Source organism: Agrobacterium vitis, from assembly GCF_013426735.1.
In the GTDB taxonomy this organism is placed as follows: Bacteria; Pseudomonadota; Alphaproteobacteria; order Rhizobiales; family Rhizobiaceae; genus Allorhizobium; species Allorhizobium vitis_D.
Map to the genome: position 1 here is coordinate 322,756 of NZ_AP023274.1, position 17,452 is coordinate 340,207.

At 57.7% G+C, this 17,452-nt stretch carries 13 protein-coding genes and 1 pseudogene; 8 read left to right on the forward strand and 6 right to left on the reverse strand.

Annotation, left to right across the window (positions count from 1 at the left end):
• Positions 1–366 precede the first annotated feature (366 nt).
• The 4 genes from H1Y61_RS23645 to H1Y61_RS23660 are packed head-to-tail and all read right to left on the reverse strand — an operon-like array spanning position 367 to position 5,707.
• Positions 367–1,290 (reverse strand): hydroxymethylglutaryl-CoA lyase, encoded by a 924-nt coding sequence (locus tag H1Y61_RS23645; RefSeq protein WP_180575315.1) that lies wholly within the window; start codon positions 1,288–1,290, stop codon positions 367–369.
• Between the two features lie 10 nt (positions 1,291–1,300).
• Positions 1,301–3,289, reverse strand: coding sequence for an acetyl/propionyl/methylcrotonyl-CoA carboxylase subunit alpha (locus H1Y61_RS23650; protein WP_180575316.1), 1,989 nt, complete (start codon positions 3,287–3,289; stop codon positions 1,301–1,303).
• A gap of 11 nt (positions 3,290–3,300) precedes the next feature.
• The gene (locus H1Y61_RS23655) at positions 3,301–4,101 is read right to left on the reverse strand and encodes an enoyl-CoA hydratase-related protein (protein WP_180575317.1); all 801 of its coding nucleotides are present in this window, start codon (positions 4,099–4,101) and stop codon (positions 3,301–3,303) included.
• Positions 4,102–4,108: 7 nt separating this feature from the next.
• On the reverse strand, positions 4,109–5,707 hold the full coding sequence (locus H1Y61_RS23660) for a carboxyl transferase domain-containing protein (RefSeq protein WP_174113743.1): 1,599 nt from the start codon (positions 5,705–5,707) through the stop codon (positions 4,109–4,111).
• Between the two features lie 127 nt (positions 5,708–5,834).
• Here H1Y61_RS23660 and H1Y61_RS23665 point away from each other — a divergent pair, with 127 nt between their 5' ends.
• The 4 genes and pseudogenes from H1Y61_RS23665 to H1Y61_RS23680 all read left to right on the forward strand — a co-directional run.
• The gene (locus tag H1Y61_RS23665) at positions 5,835–6,851 is read left to right on the forward strand and encodes an AraC family transcriptional regulator (RefSeq protein WP_180575318.1); all 1,017 of its coding nucleotides are present in this window, start codon (positions 5,835–5,837) and stop codon (positions 6,849–6,851) included.
• A 347-nt stretch (positions 6,852–7,198) separates the two neighbouring features.
• Positions 7,199–8,701: an AMP-binding protein gene (locus tag H1Y61_RS23670; protein ID WP_180575319.1), complete on the forward strand. Its 1,503-nt coding sequence runs from the start codon at positions 7,199–7,201 to the stop codon at positions 8,699–8,701.
• Positions 8,702–8,762: 61 nt separating this feature from the next.
• On the forward strand, positions 8,763–10,190 hold the full coding sequence (locus H1Y61_RS23675) for an aldehyde dehydrogenase family protein (protein ID WP_180575320.1): 1,428 nt from the start codon (positions 8,763–8,765) through the stop codon (positions 10,188–10,190).
• 192 nt (positions 10,191–10,382) lie between these two features.
• Positions 10,383–10,710 (forward strand): annotated as a pseudogene (locus H1Y61_RS23680) (transposase); the annotation flags it as partial.
• A 654-nt stretch (positions 10,711–11,364) separates the two neighbouring features.
• On the opposite strand, the gene H1Y61_RS23685 reads toward H1Y61_RS23680, so the two are convergent.
• A protein-coding gene (locus H1Y61_RS23685) for an IS3 family transposase (protein WP_235680773.1) occupies positions 11,365–12,539 on the reverse strand; the annotation gives its coding sequence in 2 pieces (ribosomal slippage) (positions 11,365–12,263 and positions 12,263–12,539; 1,176 coding nt in all).
• A gap of 146 nt (positions 12,540–12,685) precedes the next feature.
• Between H1Y61_RS23685 and H1Y61_RS23690 the strand changes: the two genes are divergently transcribed.
• The 4 genes from H1Y61_RS23690 to H1Y61_RS23705 are packed head-to-tail and all read left to right on the forward strand — an operon-like array spanning position 12,686 to position 15,679.
• The gene (locus tag H1Y61_RS23690; RefSeq protein ID WP_235680971.1) at positions 12,686–13,582 is read left to right on the forward strand and encodes a cytochrome P450; all 897 of its coding nucleotides are present in this window, start codon (positions 12,686–12,688) and stop codon (positions 13,580–13,582) included.
• 8 nt (positions 13,583–13,590) lie between these two features.
• Positions 13,591–13,914, forward strand: coding sequence for a 2Fe-2S iron-sulfur cluster-binding protein (locus H1Y61_RS23695; RefSeq protein ID WP_174113739.1), 324 nt, complete (start codon positions 13,591–13,593; stop codon positions 13,912–13,914).
• On the forward strand, positions 13,911–15,149 hold the full coding sequence (locus H1Y61_RS23700; protein WP_174113738.1) for an NAD(P)/FAD-dependent oxidoreductase: 1,239 nt from the start codon (positions 13,911–13,913) through the stop codon (positions 15,147–15,149). Before H1Y61_RS23695 ends, H1Y61_RS23700 begins: the two co-directional genes overlap by 4 nt.
• Positions 15,146–15,679, forward strand: coding sequence for a MarR family winged helix-turn-helix transcriptional regulator (locus tag H1Y61_RS23705; RefSeq protein WP_180217080.1), 534 nt, complete (start codon positions 15,146–15,148; stop codon positions 15,677–15,679). Before H1Y61_RS23700 ends, H1Y61_RS23705 begins: the two co-directional genes overlap by 4 nt.
• A 231-nt stretch (positions 15,680–15,910) precedes the next feature.
• Here the strand turns inward: H1Y61_RS23705 and H1Y61_RS23710 are convergent, their stop codons facing one another.
• Positions 15,911–17,305: a carbohydrate porin gene (locus tag H1Y61_RS23710; RefSeq protein WP_156555645.1), complete on the reverse strand. Its 1,395-nt coding sequence runs from the start codon at positions 17,303–17,305 to the stop codon at positions 15,911–15,913.
• Positions 17,306–17,452 lie beyond the last annotated feature (147 nt).

Consider the following 17,452-nt stretch of genomic DNA (forward strand, 5'->3'; position numbering starts at 1 on the left):
CAAGCCCCCGTTAAAAACGGCGGGATTACCATGCACGTTGCCGCCTTTAGTTTACGATCCGCGGGTGGACCCTTTTGGGAATTCGTAACGCAGTTCACGCTACGTTGAACCTTAGCGCAGGGTTTTGAACTGCTCTTGTTCCGACCCCATTTGTGAATGCCATCAAACTCGAGCTAACGAGTGACGTTTTCTGAAGGATGGAGTAGAAAAATCGTCGCGTGAGCGCACAAGACGTAATTATAGATAACTTCGCGATACCATTCGTTCAACAAGGCTCGCGACGTCCGCTTTTTCTGAAATTTATGGATGCGTGGGTCTGCCCGGATTCAACGATGGTCCGTGCATCGTTCTCTGGCTGAGGCCATGTCAGCTCTTTGAACTGCCCATCAGAGCTTTTGTTACACGCGAGACATCCGTTCGTCCGGTGATGTGGCTGATCCATGCGGCAGTTTCAGCCAGTCTGGGCAGGTCTATATCACGGCACAGGCCGAGGTCTTGCAGCAGATAGACCACTTCTTCTGTCGCAACATTGCCAGCCGCGCCTGCGGCATAAGGGCAGCCGCCGAGGCCACCGACGGAGCTGTCGAACACACGGATGCCCGCATCGAGTGCGGCCTGAATATTGGCGATCCCCATGCCATAGGTGTCGTGGAAATGTCCTGCCAGCGCCGAGATGGGCGCCTCTGTCGCCACCGCTTCAATCATGCGCTTGACCTTGGCAGGTGTTCCAACGCCAATTGTGTCGCCAAGGGAGACTTCACGTGCTCCCTTTTCCAGCAAAAGACGACTGACGCGCGCGACAGCACGCGGATCAATCGCGCCCTCATAAGGGCAGGCAATGACGCAGGAAACATAGCCGCGCACCGGAATGCCCACAGCCCGCGCCGCCTCGAAAATCGGCTCGAAGCGTGTGAAGGAGTTGTCAATCGAGCAATTGATGTTGCGCCGGGAGAAGGTCTCGGAGGCAGAGGCAAACACCGCCACCTCGCGGCTTCCGGCAGCAATGGCGGCCTCGAAACCTTTGAGATTGGGCGTGAGGGCAGAGAAAGTGACATGCGAAAGCTCCGCTGCCGAGGCGCAAGCCCTCATAACATCGGTACTATCGGCCATTTGCGGAACCCATTTTGGCGACACAAAAGCGGTTGCTTCAATGTGATCAAGGCCAGCTCTGGCCAGACGTTTCACCAATTCGATCTTCACATCGGTCGAAACAATAGTGGCTTCGTTTTGCAAACCGTCTCTTGGGCCGACCTCGACAATGACGATGTTGTCGTCGCTGGTTTGGTGCATGATCTTGTCCTTATGCGGCGGGCTGGAAATCAACCAGCTCTGCGCCTGCCACCACCTGATCGCCAACCGCAAAATGGAAGCTGGCAAGCGTGCCATCGGATGGCGCAACAATTGTGTGCTCCATTTTCATCGCCTCCATAACCAGCAATGGCTCGCCCGTTTTCAAGGAGACTCCCGGTTCGGCAAGCAGCGCGATGATCGCGCCGGGCATCGGCGCGCGAAGGCCACCGCCACCACTGTTGCTGTCGGTCGCACGTTGAAGGTCGGGCAAGCGTTCCACCAAAAAGGTTTGCCCGGTATAGAACACATGACGATGGTTCCCATCGATCATGATCGTCGCGTCGTAACGCCGCTCTCCGATCCGCACATCAAGCGCCGTTGCCGGGCCGTTTTGGCTGGCACGGCCTTGCGCAAAGGTCGATGGCTCATCCGTGCCGGACAGGGCCAGAGTCCAACCCTCACCGGAGAAAACGGCGGTGACTGTCACCGTTTCGCCTTTGCAGCACAGCGCGATCCGGCGTTCCGCCCGGCCGGTCAGTCGCCAGCCATCAGCCAATGCCCAAGGCGATGCAAGCTCGGCAGGAATGTCTCGCAAAAGCTCCTCCAGAGCCGCCAGATACCAGACACCGGCAGGCACGGGGGATAGGGCAAACAATCTTTCCTGTTCGCGCTCAATCAGCCCGGTGTCGAGATCGGCCTCAGCGAAAGACGGGGTCTTTATGAGGCGGTGCAGAAAGCCGATATTCGCCGTCAGGCCAACAATCTGGATGGCACCAAGGGCTTCGCTCATGCGGTCTAGCGCTTCTTTGCGGTTTGCTCCATGCACGATCAGCTTGGCGATCATCGGGTCGTAATGGGGTGAGATCGCGTCGCCTGCATCGACGGCGCTATCGATGCGCACATGTGCATTCTGCTCTGGCAATCCCAGATGTCGGAGGGTGCCGATGGACGGCAGAAAGCCTGCATCTGCATCCTCGGCATAGATGCGGGCTTCGATGGCATGCCCCATCAGCGGCACATCCTCCTGCCGCAAGGGCAAGGGGTGGCCTGCGGCAACGCGCAGCTGCCACTCAACAAGGTCCAGCCCGGTCACCATTTCTGTAACCGGATGCTCAACCTGCAAGCGGGTGTTCATCTCCATGAAGTAAAAAGACCCATCGCTATTGACGATGAACTCCACAGTGCCCGCCCCGACATAGCCAACCGCCTTTGCCGCCGTCACGGCAGCAGCACCCATGGCTGCGCGCCGCTCTGCGGTCATTCCCGGCGCGGGTGCCTCTTCCAGAACCTTCTGGTGGCGGCGCTGCACCGAGCAATCGCGCTCATAAAGATGGATGCAGTGGCCACTCGAATCGGCAAAAATCTGAATTTCGATATGACGTGGCTTGAGAATGTATTTCTCGATCAGCACATGATCATCGCCGAAGGCATTGCGCGCTTCACGCTGGCAGGATGCCAGCGCATCGGCAAAATCGTCTGCGCGATCAACCCGCCGCATGCCCTTGCCGCCACCGCCTGCGGAGGCCTTGATCAATACGGGATAGCCGATGTGATCAGCCTCTCGCCGCAGCCGTGCCGGATCATTGTCCACACCGTGATAGCCGGGCACAAGCGGCACCCCGGCCTTGCCCATCAGCTCTTTTGCAGCCGATTTTGATCCCATGGCACGGATAGCAGCGGCGGGCGGCCCGATAAAGGCGATGCCATTGGCAGCGCAGGCCTCGGCAAAGTCTTCATTCTCCGACAGGAAGCCGTAGCCGGGGTGAATGGCCTCAGCACCCGTGCGACGGGCTGCGGCAAGAATGTTCTCGGCAACAAGATAGGATTCGCGCGCCGGTGCAGGGCCGATGAGAATGGCCTCATCCGCAAGCCGAACATGGCGCGCGCCAGCGTCGGCCTGCGAATAGACGGCAACGGTGGCAATGCCCATGCGTCGTGCGGTGCGGATGATGCGGCAGGCGATTTCGCCGCGATTGGCGATCAGGATTTTCTGAAACATGGTTTGATCCTTCACCCTTCTTTCCGATCCGCGATCCAGCCGGGTTTGCGTTTTTCCAGAAAGGCCGAAAGGCCCTCGCGGGCTTCATCCGTGCCTCGGCGGGCAGCAATCCGCTCTGCCATTTCAGACACCAATGCTTCGTCGAAACGACGGCCGGAAATCTGCGTGATCAGCGCCTTCGCCTCTGTTACTGCGCCCGGTGCGCCCTTCAGCACATCGGCAACAATCCGCGCCACAGCAGCGTCAAGACCATCCTTTTCGGCAATCTCGTGCACAAGGCCCAGCGCATGTGCCTTCTCAACCCCCATCCGCTCCCCGGTGAGGAAATAGCGGCGGCACTGACGCTCCCCAATCGCAGCAGCAACCAGCGGGCTGATAACCGCAGGGATCAGCGCGAGGCGAACCTCTGAAGTGGCAAACACGGCATCGGGAGCGGCAACGGCAATGTCGCAGGCCGCCACCAGCCCCATTCCACCCCCAATCGCAGCGCCTTGAATGCGGGCAATCAGCGGTTTGGGACAATTGCGCAGTGCCATGAACATCCGCCCCATGGCGGCGGCATCCGCTGCATTGTCCGCAACGCTGGCAGCACCTTGGCGTTTCATCCACGCAAGGTCAGCGCCTGCGGAAAAACTGGCCCCACGGCCCGCCAGCACAAGGACGCGCACGCTATCGTTTTCAGACAGCGCTTCGATGGCCAGCGTCATGTCCTCAATGAGCATCTCATCGAAGGCATTGTGCAGGTCTGGCCGGTTCATCCACACCGTTGCGACCGCACCGTTCAATTCGAGATCAAGGGTTTTATAGATCATGGCAATCTCACATGCGGAAAAGGCCGAAGCGGGTTTCACCGATGGGCGCATTGAGCGCCGTTGACAGGGAAAGGCCAAGAACCCGGCGGGTTTGCGCGGGGTCAATGATGCCGTCATCCCACAAACGGGCGGTCGAATAATAGGGGTGGCCCTGCCGTTCGTATTGGGCGCGGATGCCGTTTTTGAACGCATCTTCCTCTTGCTGCGGCCATGTTTCGCCTTTGGCGGCAACGCCGTCGCGTCGAAGTGTGGCCAGAACGGACGCCGCCTGATCGCCACCCATGACGCTGATCCGCGCATTTGGCCACATCCACAGGAAGCGGGGGCTGTAGGCGCGCCCGCACATGCCGTAGTTTCCGGCACCAAAGCTGCCGCCGATGACGAGTGTGAGTTTTGGAACAGCGGCTGTGGCCACCGCCGTCACCAGTTTTGCGCCGTGCTTGGCAATGCCCTCATTTTCATAAGCGCGCCCAACCATAAAGCCGGTAATGTTTTGCAAAAACAGCAGCGGAATACGGCGCTGAACGCAAAGCTCAATAAAATGCGCCCCCTTCAGAGCCGCTTCCCCAAACAATATGCCATTGTTGGCAATGATACCAACCTGCATGCCATAAAGATGGGCAAAGCCCGTCACAAGTGTTGTGCCATAGCGCGCCTTGAATTCATCAAACCGCGAGCCGTCCACCAGACGGGCAATCACCTCACGCACGTCATAAGGCTTTCGCGTGTCAGATGGGATGATGCCGTAAAGCTCTTCGGCTGGATAAATCGGCTCGTCGAACTGGTTGGCGGCGTCTTCCTGCACGGGCAATGTCGAGACGATCCGCCGGGCGATGTGAAGGGCGTGGGAATCATTTTCTGCCAGATGGTCGGCAACGCCGGAAATGCGGGTATGCACATCGCCACCGCCAAGATCTTCCGCCGTGACAATCTCACCTGTTGCCGCCTTCACCAATGGCGGACCTGCGAGAAAAATTGTGCCCTGTTCGCGCACAATCACCGTCTCATCACTCATGGCGGGCACATAAGCCCCACCCGCTGTGCAGGAGCCCATGACAACGGCGATCTGTGCAATGCCAGCCGCCGACATCTGCGCCTGATTGTAGAAGATGCGGCCAAAATGATTTTCGTCGGGGAAAAACTCATCCTGTAGCGGCAGATAGCCACCGCCCGAATCCACGAGATAAAGGCAGGGAAGACGGTTTTCCGCAGCAATTTTCTGGGCGCGCAGGTGCTTCTTCACCGTCATCGGGTAGTAGGTGCCGCCCTTTACGGTCGCGTCATTGGCAACCACCATGCAGCGGCGGCCCTCGACATTGCCAATGCCAGCGACGATACCCGCAGACGGGGCTTCGCCATCATAAAGGCCGTGGGCCGCAAGCTGACCGATTTCGAGAAATGGCGATCCGGGATCGAGCAAGCGATCAATCCGCTCACGGGGCAGCAGCTTGCCGCGCCCGGTGTGGCGCTTGCGTGCCACCTCGCCACCACCCAGTGCCGCCTCAGCCGTTTTCAAGGCGAGATCGGCGACAGCGTCCGCCATCGTCTCGGCATTGGCGCGAAATTCTGCCGAGCCGGAATTGATGCTTGTTGACAATGGATTCACGCCCGGCCTCCTCTACCGCAAGCGTTTCCGCCGCGCCGGTCATTATTGACTTTGTGGCAGTCTAGCGATTGAAGATGGGCAAATCCCGTCAAAGAATTGATGGATAGTGCCAGAGGGAGGCAGGTGAATGACGCAGGCGAGAACGCCGTCCGGTTTTGCATCGGCTATTGTTTTGGCCTATCAAAAGCGCAGGATGACAGCGCAGCCAGCGCTGCTCGCGGCAGGCATTGATCCCGCCACCCTGCATGCTGATGGCAGAATCACCGCAGACCAACTCGAACGCCTGTCAGATCACGCCATGCGCGAGCTGGACGATGAGGCGCTTGGCTGGTTTTCCCACCGCCTGCCGTGGGGAAGTTATGGCATGCTGTGCCGCGCATCTCTGCCCTCGGCCACGCTGGGCATTGCCATCGCGCGTTGGTGTCGCCATCATAACCTCATCACGCAGGATGTGACGTTCAGTCTCGAAACGCGACGCAATCTGGCTGAGGTGCGGATCGAAGAAAAAAGCGAACTTGGCGCTTTTCGCGAATTTTGTCTGGTCAGCCTGCTGCGCAATCTTCAGGGCGTGGCCTCGTGGCTCGGCGATACGCGCATTCCCTTGGTTGATGTTGCGTTTCCATTCGACGCACCAGCGCATGCTGAGAGTTATCGCTATCTCTTCAACGGCCCTGCGTCGTTTGGCGCAGATCAGGCAAGCCTGCGTTTTGATGCAGCCTATCTGGGCCTGCCCGTTCTGCGCGATGATGCTGCCTTGCGACAAATGCTTCGGCGGCCCTTGCCGCTGATGGTGCTTCAATATCGGCGTGACCGTCTGCTCTCGCGCGAAATTCTCCGCTTGCTGAATGACATGCCAGCAGCAGGGGTCGATGACCTGGCAGAAAAGCTCAATCTGTCAACCCGCAGCCTTCACCGCCATATCAAGCAGGAAGGCACATCGTTTCAGGCGCTGAAAGACCTTTCGCGCCAACGGCTGGCAGAGCGACTGCTGGCGTCCACGCCGTGGCCGATCAAGCGAATCGCGCGCGAATGCGGCTTTGACGCCGAGGCAAGTTTTGTGCGTGCGTTCAAGTCCTGGAGTGGCCAGACCCCAAGAGCCTTCGCTGTTGCGGCAAGGCAGGGTACATCATCGCATAAGCCGTGAAAGCTGTATCTCACCCGTGTGGCAGAATTCCCGTTGTCCGAATGCATCAATTCTTTGGCAGGATTTGATCCTCATTCGGTTGTAGCTTTTGCGAAGATCAAGACAGCCGCTTGGAGGAGCGGGCGGCTGCTATAGCGCCGCGCACCATACATGGTGCGCAAAGGTCGCTATAACATTTTAAATTTGTTGCATAATTTTCTCTTTAAGCCGTTTCAGGTTTAAAGAGAAAATTATGCAACAGGGAGGCCTGCATGATCCGTTTTAATGCCGCAGTCGTGTGCGGAAAAGGCGAAGCGCTTGTTCTGAGAGCCGTCCCTATTCTAGCCATGGCATAGAGGGGGCGAACAATGCAACAATCCCGCATCAGCGATTTGGCGTATAACGCAGCTCAACGGTTTGGCAATAAGACCGCCTTGACCCTTCCCGGACTGCGTTCCTTCAGCTTTCAAGACATAGACGATCTGGCAGGGCGCATGGCCGGAGCATTTGCGGCGCGCGGTCTGCAAGCAGGTGATCGCATTGTGTTGCATTTGCCCAACGGCTGGCAATGGGTGGTTGCCTATCACGCCATTGCCAGACTGGGTGCGGTGGTCGTGCCTGCGAATTTTCTCCTCAGCGCTGAGGAAGTCGCCTTTATTCTGGACAATTCCGAGGCCGCAGCCCTGATTGTTCCTGCTGATCACCGCGCATCCTTCCAAACCAAAGCCCATGTTTTTACGCTTGGCGAGGCCCCGGAGGCGGAAGAACTCACAACACTTCTCGATGGAGAGTATAGGCCGCCAGTCGAGCGCCGCCCGGACGATCTTTTCACCATCGGCTATACGTCTGGCACAACCGGGCGTCCGAAAGGTGCCACAATGACCCATGCCGGGCTTTTTGCCAGTCTTGCGGGCACGGCCACCATCCATGTGCGTCACGATGGCGACGCCGTGCTGACCTCTCTGCCGTTTCCGCATGTTTACGGCAATATCGTCATGAATGCGACGTTCCTCGTCGGGTCGCGGCTGATTACCACGCCGCGCTTCGATGCCGCCGAGGCTTTACGGCTGATCAGCGCGGAAAAAGCCACGCTTTTCGAGGGTGTGCCGACCATGTTCTACCAGATGCTCGCCCATCCGAACATTGCAAACGCCGACCTGACAAGCCTGACGCGCTGCACCGTTGGCGGCCAGACCATGCCGACTGCCAAGATTGATGCCGTGACAAGCCGCTTTGGTTGCCCGCTTCTGGAATTGTGGGGCATGACCGAGGTTGCAGGCCCTGCCATCACGCACTCGCCCTACTGGAGCCCGCGATCCGGATCAATCGGATTGCCGATGCCGGGTTTGGAGGTGCGTCTTGCCGATCTGGAGGAGCCAACGCGCGAGGCCACGCCCGGCAGACCCGGTGAATTGCTGGTCCGTGGTGCCATGGTCACAAAGGGCTATTGGCGCAACGAGGCTGCCACCATTGAGGCGATAGACCCTGACGGCTGGCTTGCGACCGGTGACATCGCCCGCACCGACGCGGATGGCTATATCTTCGTGGTTGATCGCAAGAAGGACATGATCATCACCGCTGGCTATAATGTATATCCGGCAGAGCTTGAGCAGGTGATTGCCATGCATCCGGCTGTGGCCATGGTGGCTGTTGCGGGCATTGCCGATGAGGAAAAGGGTGAGATTGCCCAGGCCTTCGTTGTGCCTCACCGCGATACGACATTGAGCGAGGAGGCGTTGCTCAACCACTGCCGCAAGCATCTGGCATCCTACAAGATTCCGCGACGGGTGATTTTCGTCGAAGATCTGCCGAAAAACAGCACCGGAAAAGTTCTACGCCGCTCGCTGCGAGAGGCCAACGTCCCCGCCTGAGCGGCGGTCGGCATTTGTCAATATTTGCGCGTTTTGCGCGCTGGAAACGGGAGGTTCCATCATGTCCATCAATTTCAATGGGGATTATACGATGACCATCGACGGCAAGGCCGTCAGTGCGGCATCCAGCTTTGAGGTCTTCAACCCCGCCACCGAAGAGGTGATTGCCAAGGCCCCCGACGCCAGCCGTGAGCAGCTGGAGGCGGCCGTATCGGCAGCAAAGGCAGCCTTTCCGGCATGGTCTGCCCGCCCATTGAGCGAGCGTCAGGCCTTTGTTGCCCGCCTTGGCGATGCCATCGAGGCCCATGCGGAAGAGTTTATGCGCCTTTTGACCCGGGAACAGGGCAAGGCGTTCAAGGGGGCTGAATGGGAGGTTGGCGGCTCTGCCTTCTGGTGCCGGGAAATTGCCAAGCAGGAGCTGCCCCTTCATGTGGCTGAGAAAACCGATGGGCGCACGGTGGAGACACGGCGCGTTCCGCTCGGTGTTGTCGGCGGCATCACGCCATGGAATTTTCCGATCCTGCTGGCCGTGTGGAAGATCGCGCCTGCACTGGTTGCTGGCAACACCATGGTGTTGAAACCCTCGCCCTATACGCCTTTGTGCACGCTGAAACTGGGCGAGATTGTCCGCGATATCCTGCCTCCGGGCGTGCTTAACGTGGTTTCTGGCGGCAACGACCTCGGCTCCTGGCTGACGCAGCACAAGGACATCAGCAAAATCAGCTTCACCGGCTCCACGGCCACGGGCCGCAAGATCATGGAGGCATGCTCAGGCAATCTCAAGCGGATCACGCTGGAGCTTGGCGGCAACGACCCGGCCATTGTGCTGCCGGATGTCAACGTCAAGGAAACCGCCGAAAAGCTATTCTGGGCGGCCTTCCAGAACAGCGCCCAATTCTGCGTCGCGGCCAAGCGGCTCTACATCCACGAAGACATTTATGATGAACTGGCGGAAGCTCTGGTGGCCTATGCCAGAACCGTGAAGGTTGGCGACGGTGCCGAACAGGGAACGGATCTCGGCCCTATTCAGAACCGTATGCAGTTCGAGAAGCTGAAAAACCTTTTGGCTGATGCAAAGGACAAAGGCCTCCACTTTCTGCTGGGCGGTGAAGTTGAGGATCGCAAGGGCTTCTTCGTGCCTGTGACCATCATTGATAATCCACCGGAGGACAGCCGTGTGGTTGTCGAGGAAGCCTTTGGCCCAGTTCTGCCGCTTCTGAAGTTCAAAAATATCGATGATGTGATCCATCGCGCCAACAATACGGAATATGGCCTTGCCGCCTCCGTATGGGGCAAGGACATTGCTGCGGCACGCGGCATCGCCGAGCGGATTGAAGCCGGGACCGTCTGGGTCAACGAGATTCACAGCTTCTCGCCCCATGTGGCCTTTGGTGGTCACAAGCAATCCGGCATCGGCATTGAAAATGCCCTTGAAGGCCTCAGCGAATATACCAATTCGCAAACGCTGGTCATCAACGCAGCCGCCTGAACGTTTCACCATAGGTATAGGCGCGGCTTGAAGAGGGCCGCGCTGCTTTATGCGATGTCTATTCATTGAGCGAAGTCGATTTCACGGCCATTGTGGGATCTGATTGCAGGAAGTGCGGGATTGGCGCACGGGCCAAATGTCAATGTTTTGGATCTATGCTGCCAGCATCAAAAATAGGTTGATTGATTCAGCATGCCGCACAAACATAACGCCGCCCGCATATCGGTAAGATGAAGTTGAAAGTGGCGAACTGGGCGGAATATGAAGCCGGCCTTCGCCGCGTGGCAGTTTAACCCTTTGGGTAGCGCCAGAAGCGCTGGCGGGTTTGGCTGCCCGATGCCGCAAGACGCATGGTGGCCAGCCGCGCTATATTGATCTGGCGATCGAAACCACGCCGATGCTGGGTATGAGATTCGAATTGTGTTTGCGCCAAGGGAAGGGTCTTTTGAACTCTGTTTCGGACATGATGGCGACGGATTTGGCTGTGCCCGAGCACACCACGCTAAGCCGGAGGGCCAGAATTTGAGAGCCATCAGTCAGAGGCAACGACCACCAGCCTTTGGTGACTGATCGGCGCGACAAACCGTCGAAAGCTCGGAAGCGGCCGGGGGCACTGCGCCTCTCGGAATTAAACTCATTGAGGGCCCCGCACTCAAGTTTCTGGTTGACATCACAACTCATAACGGCACACTAAGAGAGTTGCGAACACAACTCGTGACGCCCTGACGCCTGAGGAGGAGGCGGGCGTCAACGAACTTTGGGAGGATTTCAAGATGAACATGATTACACGCGCCGTTTTTGCGGCCGCGATAGCCTTGCCATGGGCGAGCAACAGCTGGATTGACGCCCTCGAAGGTCGGCGGCAGCTGCTCCAAGGCGCGAGGAGGACATCGCTGTGAACATGATCGAAGGGCATCGCGTTTTCGAACCTGCCGAAGGCATCCCCGTCTGGGATATTGATCCTTACGACGAGGCGGTCCTCGCTGATCCGAACGCCTATTATGCAGAGCTGCGTGCGAAGGGGCCGCTGGTCTATATTCCGAAATATTCCATTCTCGCATCCGGCCGCTATGAGGAGACGAAGGAAATTTTTTCCGACCACGAGCGCTTCGTCTCCTCAAGGGGAGTTGGCCTGAATGGACTTGCCCGAAAAAAGTGGAGAGCGAAGGCTTCTTCAGGGTGTCAGCTTGAGAGGGATGCTCTCGAACTGAATTGGGCATTTGTAGCCCAAGGAGGAATGTCTTCTTTTTGGATTATAGAAGGCGTCGATGTATTGTCCAATGGCGATTTCAGCTTGGGTCCTTGTTTTGAATACAGTTCGCCAAACCAGTTCTGACTTGATTGTCTTGAACACGGTTTCCACCATGGAATTGTCATAGCAATTGCCCTTGCCGCTCATCGACAGGATGAACCCGTGAGCTTTCAGAAGCTTTTGGTAGTCGGTCGCGCAATATTGACTACCACGGTCGGAGTGGTGAATGACATCCTTCGGCGGTCTGCGGATGGCTATGGCCCGTCGTAATGCCGTCAATGCCAGGTCCTGCTTCATTCGATCACTGGTGGCCCAGCCGATAATACGTCGAGAATAGAGATCGACAACAATGGCCAGATAGAGCCAGCCTTGCGTCGTCCAAACGTAGGTGATGTCAACACCCCACTTCTGATTTGGACCTGTGGCGGCAAAGTCCTGATCCAGAATATTGGGGGCAACAGGCCCTTTGTGATCGCTGTCAGTTGTTCTCTTGAATCGGCGTTTCTGCAATGCCTTCAAACCATTGTCATGCATGATGCGAGCAACCCTGTGGCGACCGACGCAAACCCCGTCTTCCTTCAGTTCCACCGTCATGCGTGGGCTTCCATAGGTTTCATGTGAGGTGGTGAACTGAGCCCGGATATGAGCCAAAAGAACCATGTCCGTCCTTTGCCGCAGGCTTGGTTTGCGTATGTCCCAAGCGTAATATCCGCTTTCACTGACACCCAGAAGCGTGCAGGCACGCTGAACAGGAACATTGGCCTTCTCTGCCGCAATGACCTTGAATTTCATTTCATGGTTTCCTTTGCAAAGAAGGCGGCTGCTTTTTTTAATAAATCGCGCTCCTGACGCAGAATTTCATTTTCCTTGCGAAGACGCGCCAGTTCCTTGGCAGTATCTTCGTGTGGTCCAGAAAGCAGGTCGGCTTCCTTGTGGGCGCTCACCCATTTCCCAAGCGTCGAGAGCCCAACGCCAAGATCATCGGATATTGCACGCAACGGCCTGCCGCTGGTGCGCGCAAGTCGGACAGCCTCAGCTTTGAAAGCATCTGTGAACTTGGCGTGGCGGCCGGGTGAATTCTTCTTCGTGTTCGTCATAGGGCGAAATCCTATCAAAGGTTAGGGATTCGCTCTCCACTTCTTCCGGGCAAGTCCAGAATGATTTCCGCTATGGCACGCCCTGGCGTCCGCCGTCAATCATCCTGGAAGTGGACCCGCCGGAGCACGCACGCACACGCAAGGTCATGGCGCGGGCTCTGTCCCCCAAGGCCATCTCGAAATTCAAGGAGGATTTCCACGTGAAGGCCGTGGAGATCGTGGATGCGCTTCTGGAAAAGCGACGTTTCGAAGCGGTGGTGGAACTTGCAGAGGCTTTTCCAACCGCTGTTTTTCCCGAGGCGCTCGGAATGGTGGATCACGACCCGCGTCCCCTGGTGGATTACGGCGCGATGGTTTTCAACTCCATGGGGCCGGACAACGCGCTGCGCCGCAAGGCTGGTGCCATGATTTCCGAAATCGTTCCCTGGATCATGTCCGCCTGCGCCCGCTCGCGGCTGCGCCCTGACGGCATGGGGGCGATCATTTACGAAGCGGCGGATGCCGGAGACATCACGCAGGAAGAAGCCGGTTTGCTGATCCGCTCGTTCCTGTCAGCCGGGGTCGACACGACCGTGACCGGGATCGGCAATGCCCTTTGGTGCCTGGCATCCAATCCGGCGGAATATGAACGGCTCAAGGCCGACCCTTCGCTGGCACGCCCCTGCTTCGAGGAAGTTCTGCGGTATACATCTCCGGTGCACACATTCGGTCGGACCGCCGCTGTCGATACCGAAATCGCAGGTTTGAAGATCGCCGAAGGCAGCAAGATCATTTGCGTCCTTGGGGCTGCTAACCTGGACCCAGAGAAATGGGAGGCCCCGGAAAGCTTCCGCATAGACCGCAAGCCGGTAGGACATATGGCGTTCGGGGCGGGCATCCACGGTTGCGTTGGGCAGAACATCGCGCGGCTGGAACTCGAAACACTGCTCACGGTGATGGCGGCGAAAGTGGACCGCATTGAATTCGACGGAGAGGTTGTCTGGCGTCCCAACAACGCAATTCATGCCCTCGACCGCATGCCCCTCAAATTCATCGCGAAATAGGAGATCACATGACCAGGATCACTTTCATCTCCCATAACGGCGCGCAATCGGTTGTCGATGCCGCCGACGGTGATAGCGTCATGCGCGTGGCACTTACGAACGATATCGATGGCATCATCGGTGAATGCGGCGGCTCCATGATGTGCGCAACCTGTCATTGCTATGTCGATGACAGGTGGGTCGAAACCGTTGGCGTTCGCGCTGATGGAGAGGAGGATATGCTGGAGAGCGCCATCTGCGCAGTAAGGCCATCCAGCCGTCTCTCGTGCCAGATTCGCATCCAACCACATCTCGATGGTCTCGTCATCCATCTTCCGGAGAGCCAAACATGAACCAGGTGGTCATCATTGGCTCCGGTCAGGGAGGGTTCCAGTTGGCTGCGAGCCTTCGTCAGGAGGGGTTTTCCGGGGAGATCACCTTGATCGGAGAGGAAACAGGCCTGCCTTACCAGCGTCCGCCGCTTTCCAAGGCTTATTTAAAAGATGGCCGTGCCGAGAGCATTGAGCTGAAGCCCGACAGCTTCTTTCACCGAAACAAAATCGGCCTGATAGCCGGGGACCCGGCCATTCATATCGATCGGGTGACGCGAACTGTAGCGACCAAGAGCGGTGCCCGGATCGGCTATGACCAGCTCGTGCTGGCAACCGGCGCGCGTAACCTCAGCCCGCCGATCCGTGGCCTGGAGGGGAGCGACGTCTTCGCCTTGCGCACCGCAGCCGATGCGGATGCCCTGCGCGAAGCTCTCGCGCGGGGTCGTCGCCACCCTGTCGTGATCGGGGGCGGCTTTATCGGCCTCGAATTCGCCGCTGTTGCGGCATCCATCGGCCACTCCGTCACCGTCGTCGAGGCAACGGAACGCCTTATGGCTCGTGCCGTTTCTCGCGCTATGTCCGGATTCTTTCAGACCTTCCACGAGATGCACGGCGTGTCGCTGCACTTCGGGGACCCCGTCAATGAGATCCTGCGGAGTGCGAATGGCGGAGTTGTGGGTGTTCGCCTTCTTAGCGGAGCAATTGTTCCCGGTGACATGGTGCTGCTTGCTGTTGGCGTGCGACCCAATGTGGAACTTGCCAGAAACGCTGGGCTTGAGATTGCCAACGGTATCGCTGTGGATGCGTATCTTCTCACCGCCGATCCAGCCATTTCGGGCCTCGGCGCCTGTGCAGCCTTTCCAGATCCGGTCACGGGGGAGTTGACGCGGCTTGAATCCGTCCAGGCCGCCACCGACCACGCCCGAACAATAGCCCGCCGGCTCACGGGAAAATCCGAACCCTATGAGGCCTTGCCTTGGTTCTGGAGCGATCAGGGGCCATGGAAGTTGCAGATTGCAGGTCTTGCGGTATCGGGCGATGAGGATCATCCCCTTGAAGGTGAAAACGGGCGAAGGCTTGTATTTCGCTTCAAATCGGGCAAATTGCGTGCAGTGGAGACGGTCAATGCCGCAGCCGAGCACATGGCCGCACGTCAGCTTCTAAAGTCGCCAGAAGGGGTGACAGCCGATGAGCTTGTGCAATGCAACTATGATATCACGGCACTGGCGAAATCGAGGAAAGCACGCGCCGCATGACATCTGCCAAGAGGCCAACAAGCGTGCGGGTGAAAGCTGGAGCACGCTGCCCGCAAGACCGCATATCCAGTCCGACGACCACACGCGATGGCGTCGAAATTCTTGATATCTCGAATTACACGCCCTTCTTCTTGTCCAGCATCAACAATGCCCTGTCGCGTGGGGCCTCAAGCGTTTACCGTGAGCGCTTCGGCATCGGTATCAGCGAGTGGCGCGCGGTATCCATGCTGGCGATCGAGCCCAACATCACGGCGGGGCGCATCTGTGATGTCATCAATCTTGACAAGGCCGCCGCAAGCCGCGCTCTAGCGACGCTCGATGAGCAGGGCTATCTCGACTCGGAGGTCTCGGAGACGGACCCGCGCAAGAAGCGCTGGCGCCTGAACCAGAGGGGCTATGACCTTCACGAAGAGATCATGCGGACCGCGCTCGCGCGTGAGGAAACATTGATTGAGGGTGCAGATCCCCAGGACCTCGAGGCAACCATCCGGGTGATGCGGATCATGTTGAAAAACGTGCAGAACCTGTAAGCACCCAGCCCCTGCGGTCATAGTGAGCCCAAACGCCCGTGTTCTTCGCCAAGGATGCAAATTGAAGTAGGTGTTCATTGCCTGCAGTTTTCGGAGCGGACGATGTGTCGGCTTCTCCAAGTTCACTCGCGGGTTTCTAAGCCTGGCTTAGAAACCCGCGAGTGAACTTGCCAGTGAAGACAAATGACAGTCCGACCTCTTGTTGCAGGCTTGGGAAGAGAGCGGAAAGGTTTAGGGTTGGGGCGGGGGTGATAGCCCCAGAGTGGTTCCGAGGTCGAAGACAATGGCTGCATAGATGGTCCAGCCGTTCTTCATTCTTGAGGTGGAATAGTCTGCAAGATAGGTTGTGTTGGGATCCTTGACGTAAGATGCCCCAAACTCAAGAAATCCAGCGGGGCCTATTCCTGTGCGCCCGTGCAGATCGAACTGGAAGGTATCTCGCGGCTGCCGGTCGTAGATGCCTGTCAAAAACCGGCGCGCGTTGGTTTCGTATTGGGCACGTTTTTCACTGAGGCCAATATAGTGAACCGTCGCGCCAATCGATGTCAGGGGGTTAGCTTTCCAGAAGCCGCCATATTCAATGCTGCCATAAGCTTCCCACGGATAGGATTGACCGTCTCCGAACGTGTGGAAGATGCCGCCTGAGACCGCGATGTTTTCGGGGAAGGGGCTTCCATCGGGATCACTCCAGAGAACTTTTCGAACCTGAGCAAAAACCCCGTTTGATCCCCCGTCATGTTCGATCACTGTCTGGTTCGCGCCAAAGGTTGGATTGCCCCAGCCTGTGCCGTATAGCGCGTCCGTGTAGGATGCAGAGCTTCGATAACCACCAATTTCATAGTTAAGCGGCTTCGCTGTCTCCAGAAAATTTTGCCGCTGGGCGAGGTGGACCACGGCGGTATAACCGTCAGAATCGCCTCTCCCCCAGTTCCAGCCCGATCCTGTCTGCCAGTTTTCTGTGTTGTTCTCGGTGATGACGCCACCGAGGGAGAGATCCGGCGTTAAATTGTAGCCAACGCGGCCACCCCATTGCGCAACGGTGTTGCCGGGAGCGCTTAACACCAACGCACGGGTTTGCGAGATGCACCCCTTGCCACCGCAGAACTCTGACCTGAAAAACTCCGGCCACATGTTGAGCCGACCGCCCTCGACCTCCAGCTTTCCGTCAAAAAAATCCCCCTGAAGGGTAAGGCGTGTAAGATCGGTTGAACTATCGAGAGAAGGGTCCGTAGCGTAAAAGGCATTCGAGACTTGAAACAGATACTGATTGGCATTGTGTCTGGGAATGTTAACCGTTTCCTGCCAGTTGATCTTGAACATGTCGGATAGATGGTATGTCGTGTCGAACATCAGAAAGCCGAAGTTGCCAGAATGGCCCGGATCAAACCCGAAATCTGACGCATTTGCATAGAGATTGACGAAATTGATGCGGACATCAAAACCGGCGTCATGGAGCGTGTGTCCAAGGCCGCTCAAGGGGCCGGGAGGAGGGGCCTGCGGATCCGTGGCCTTCGCGACGGACGGATCGGAAGGTGTATTGGCATCGGCTGCCACAGCGGTAAGTCCGCTTGCCAGCACTCCGTATGCAGCACTGAGGATAACAAGTTGCTTGAGATGGGTTTTCATTTTTCTCCCCCAGAGACAAATGGATAGGATGCGCCGCCGGGTTATACCGGGACGTTTCGACGCTGCTGTTTGTGTGAAGTTCAGGTCTGGAATCCGTCAGGTTTTTCTTCGGCCCGGCTCACTCCAGATGTCTTTGTTGTTGCGTGG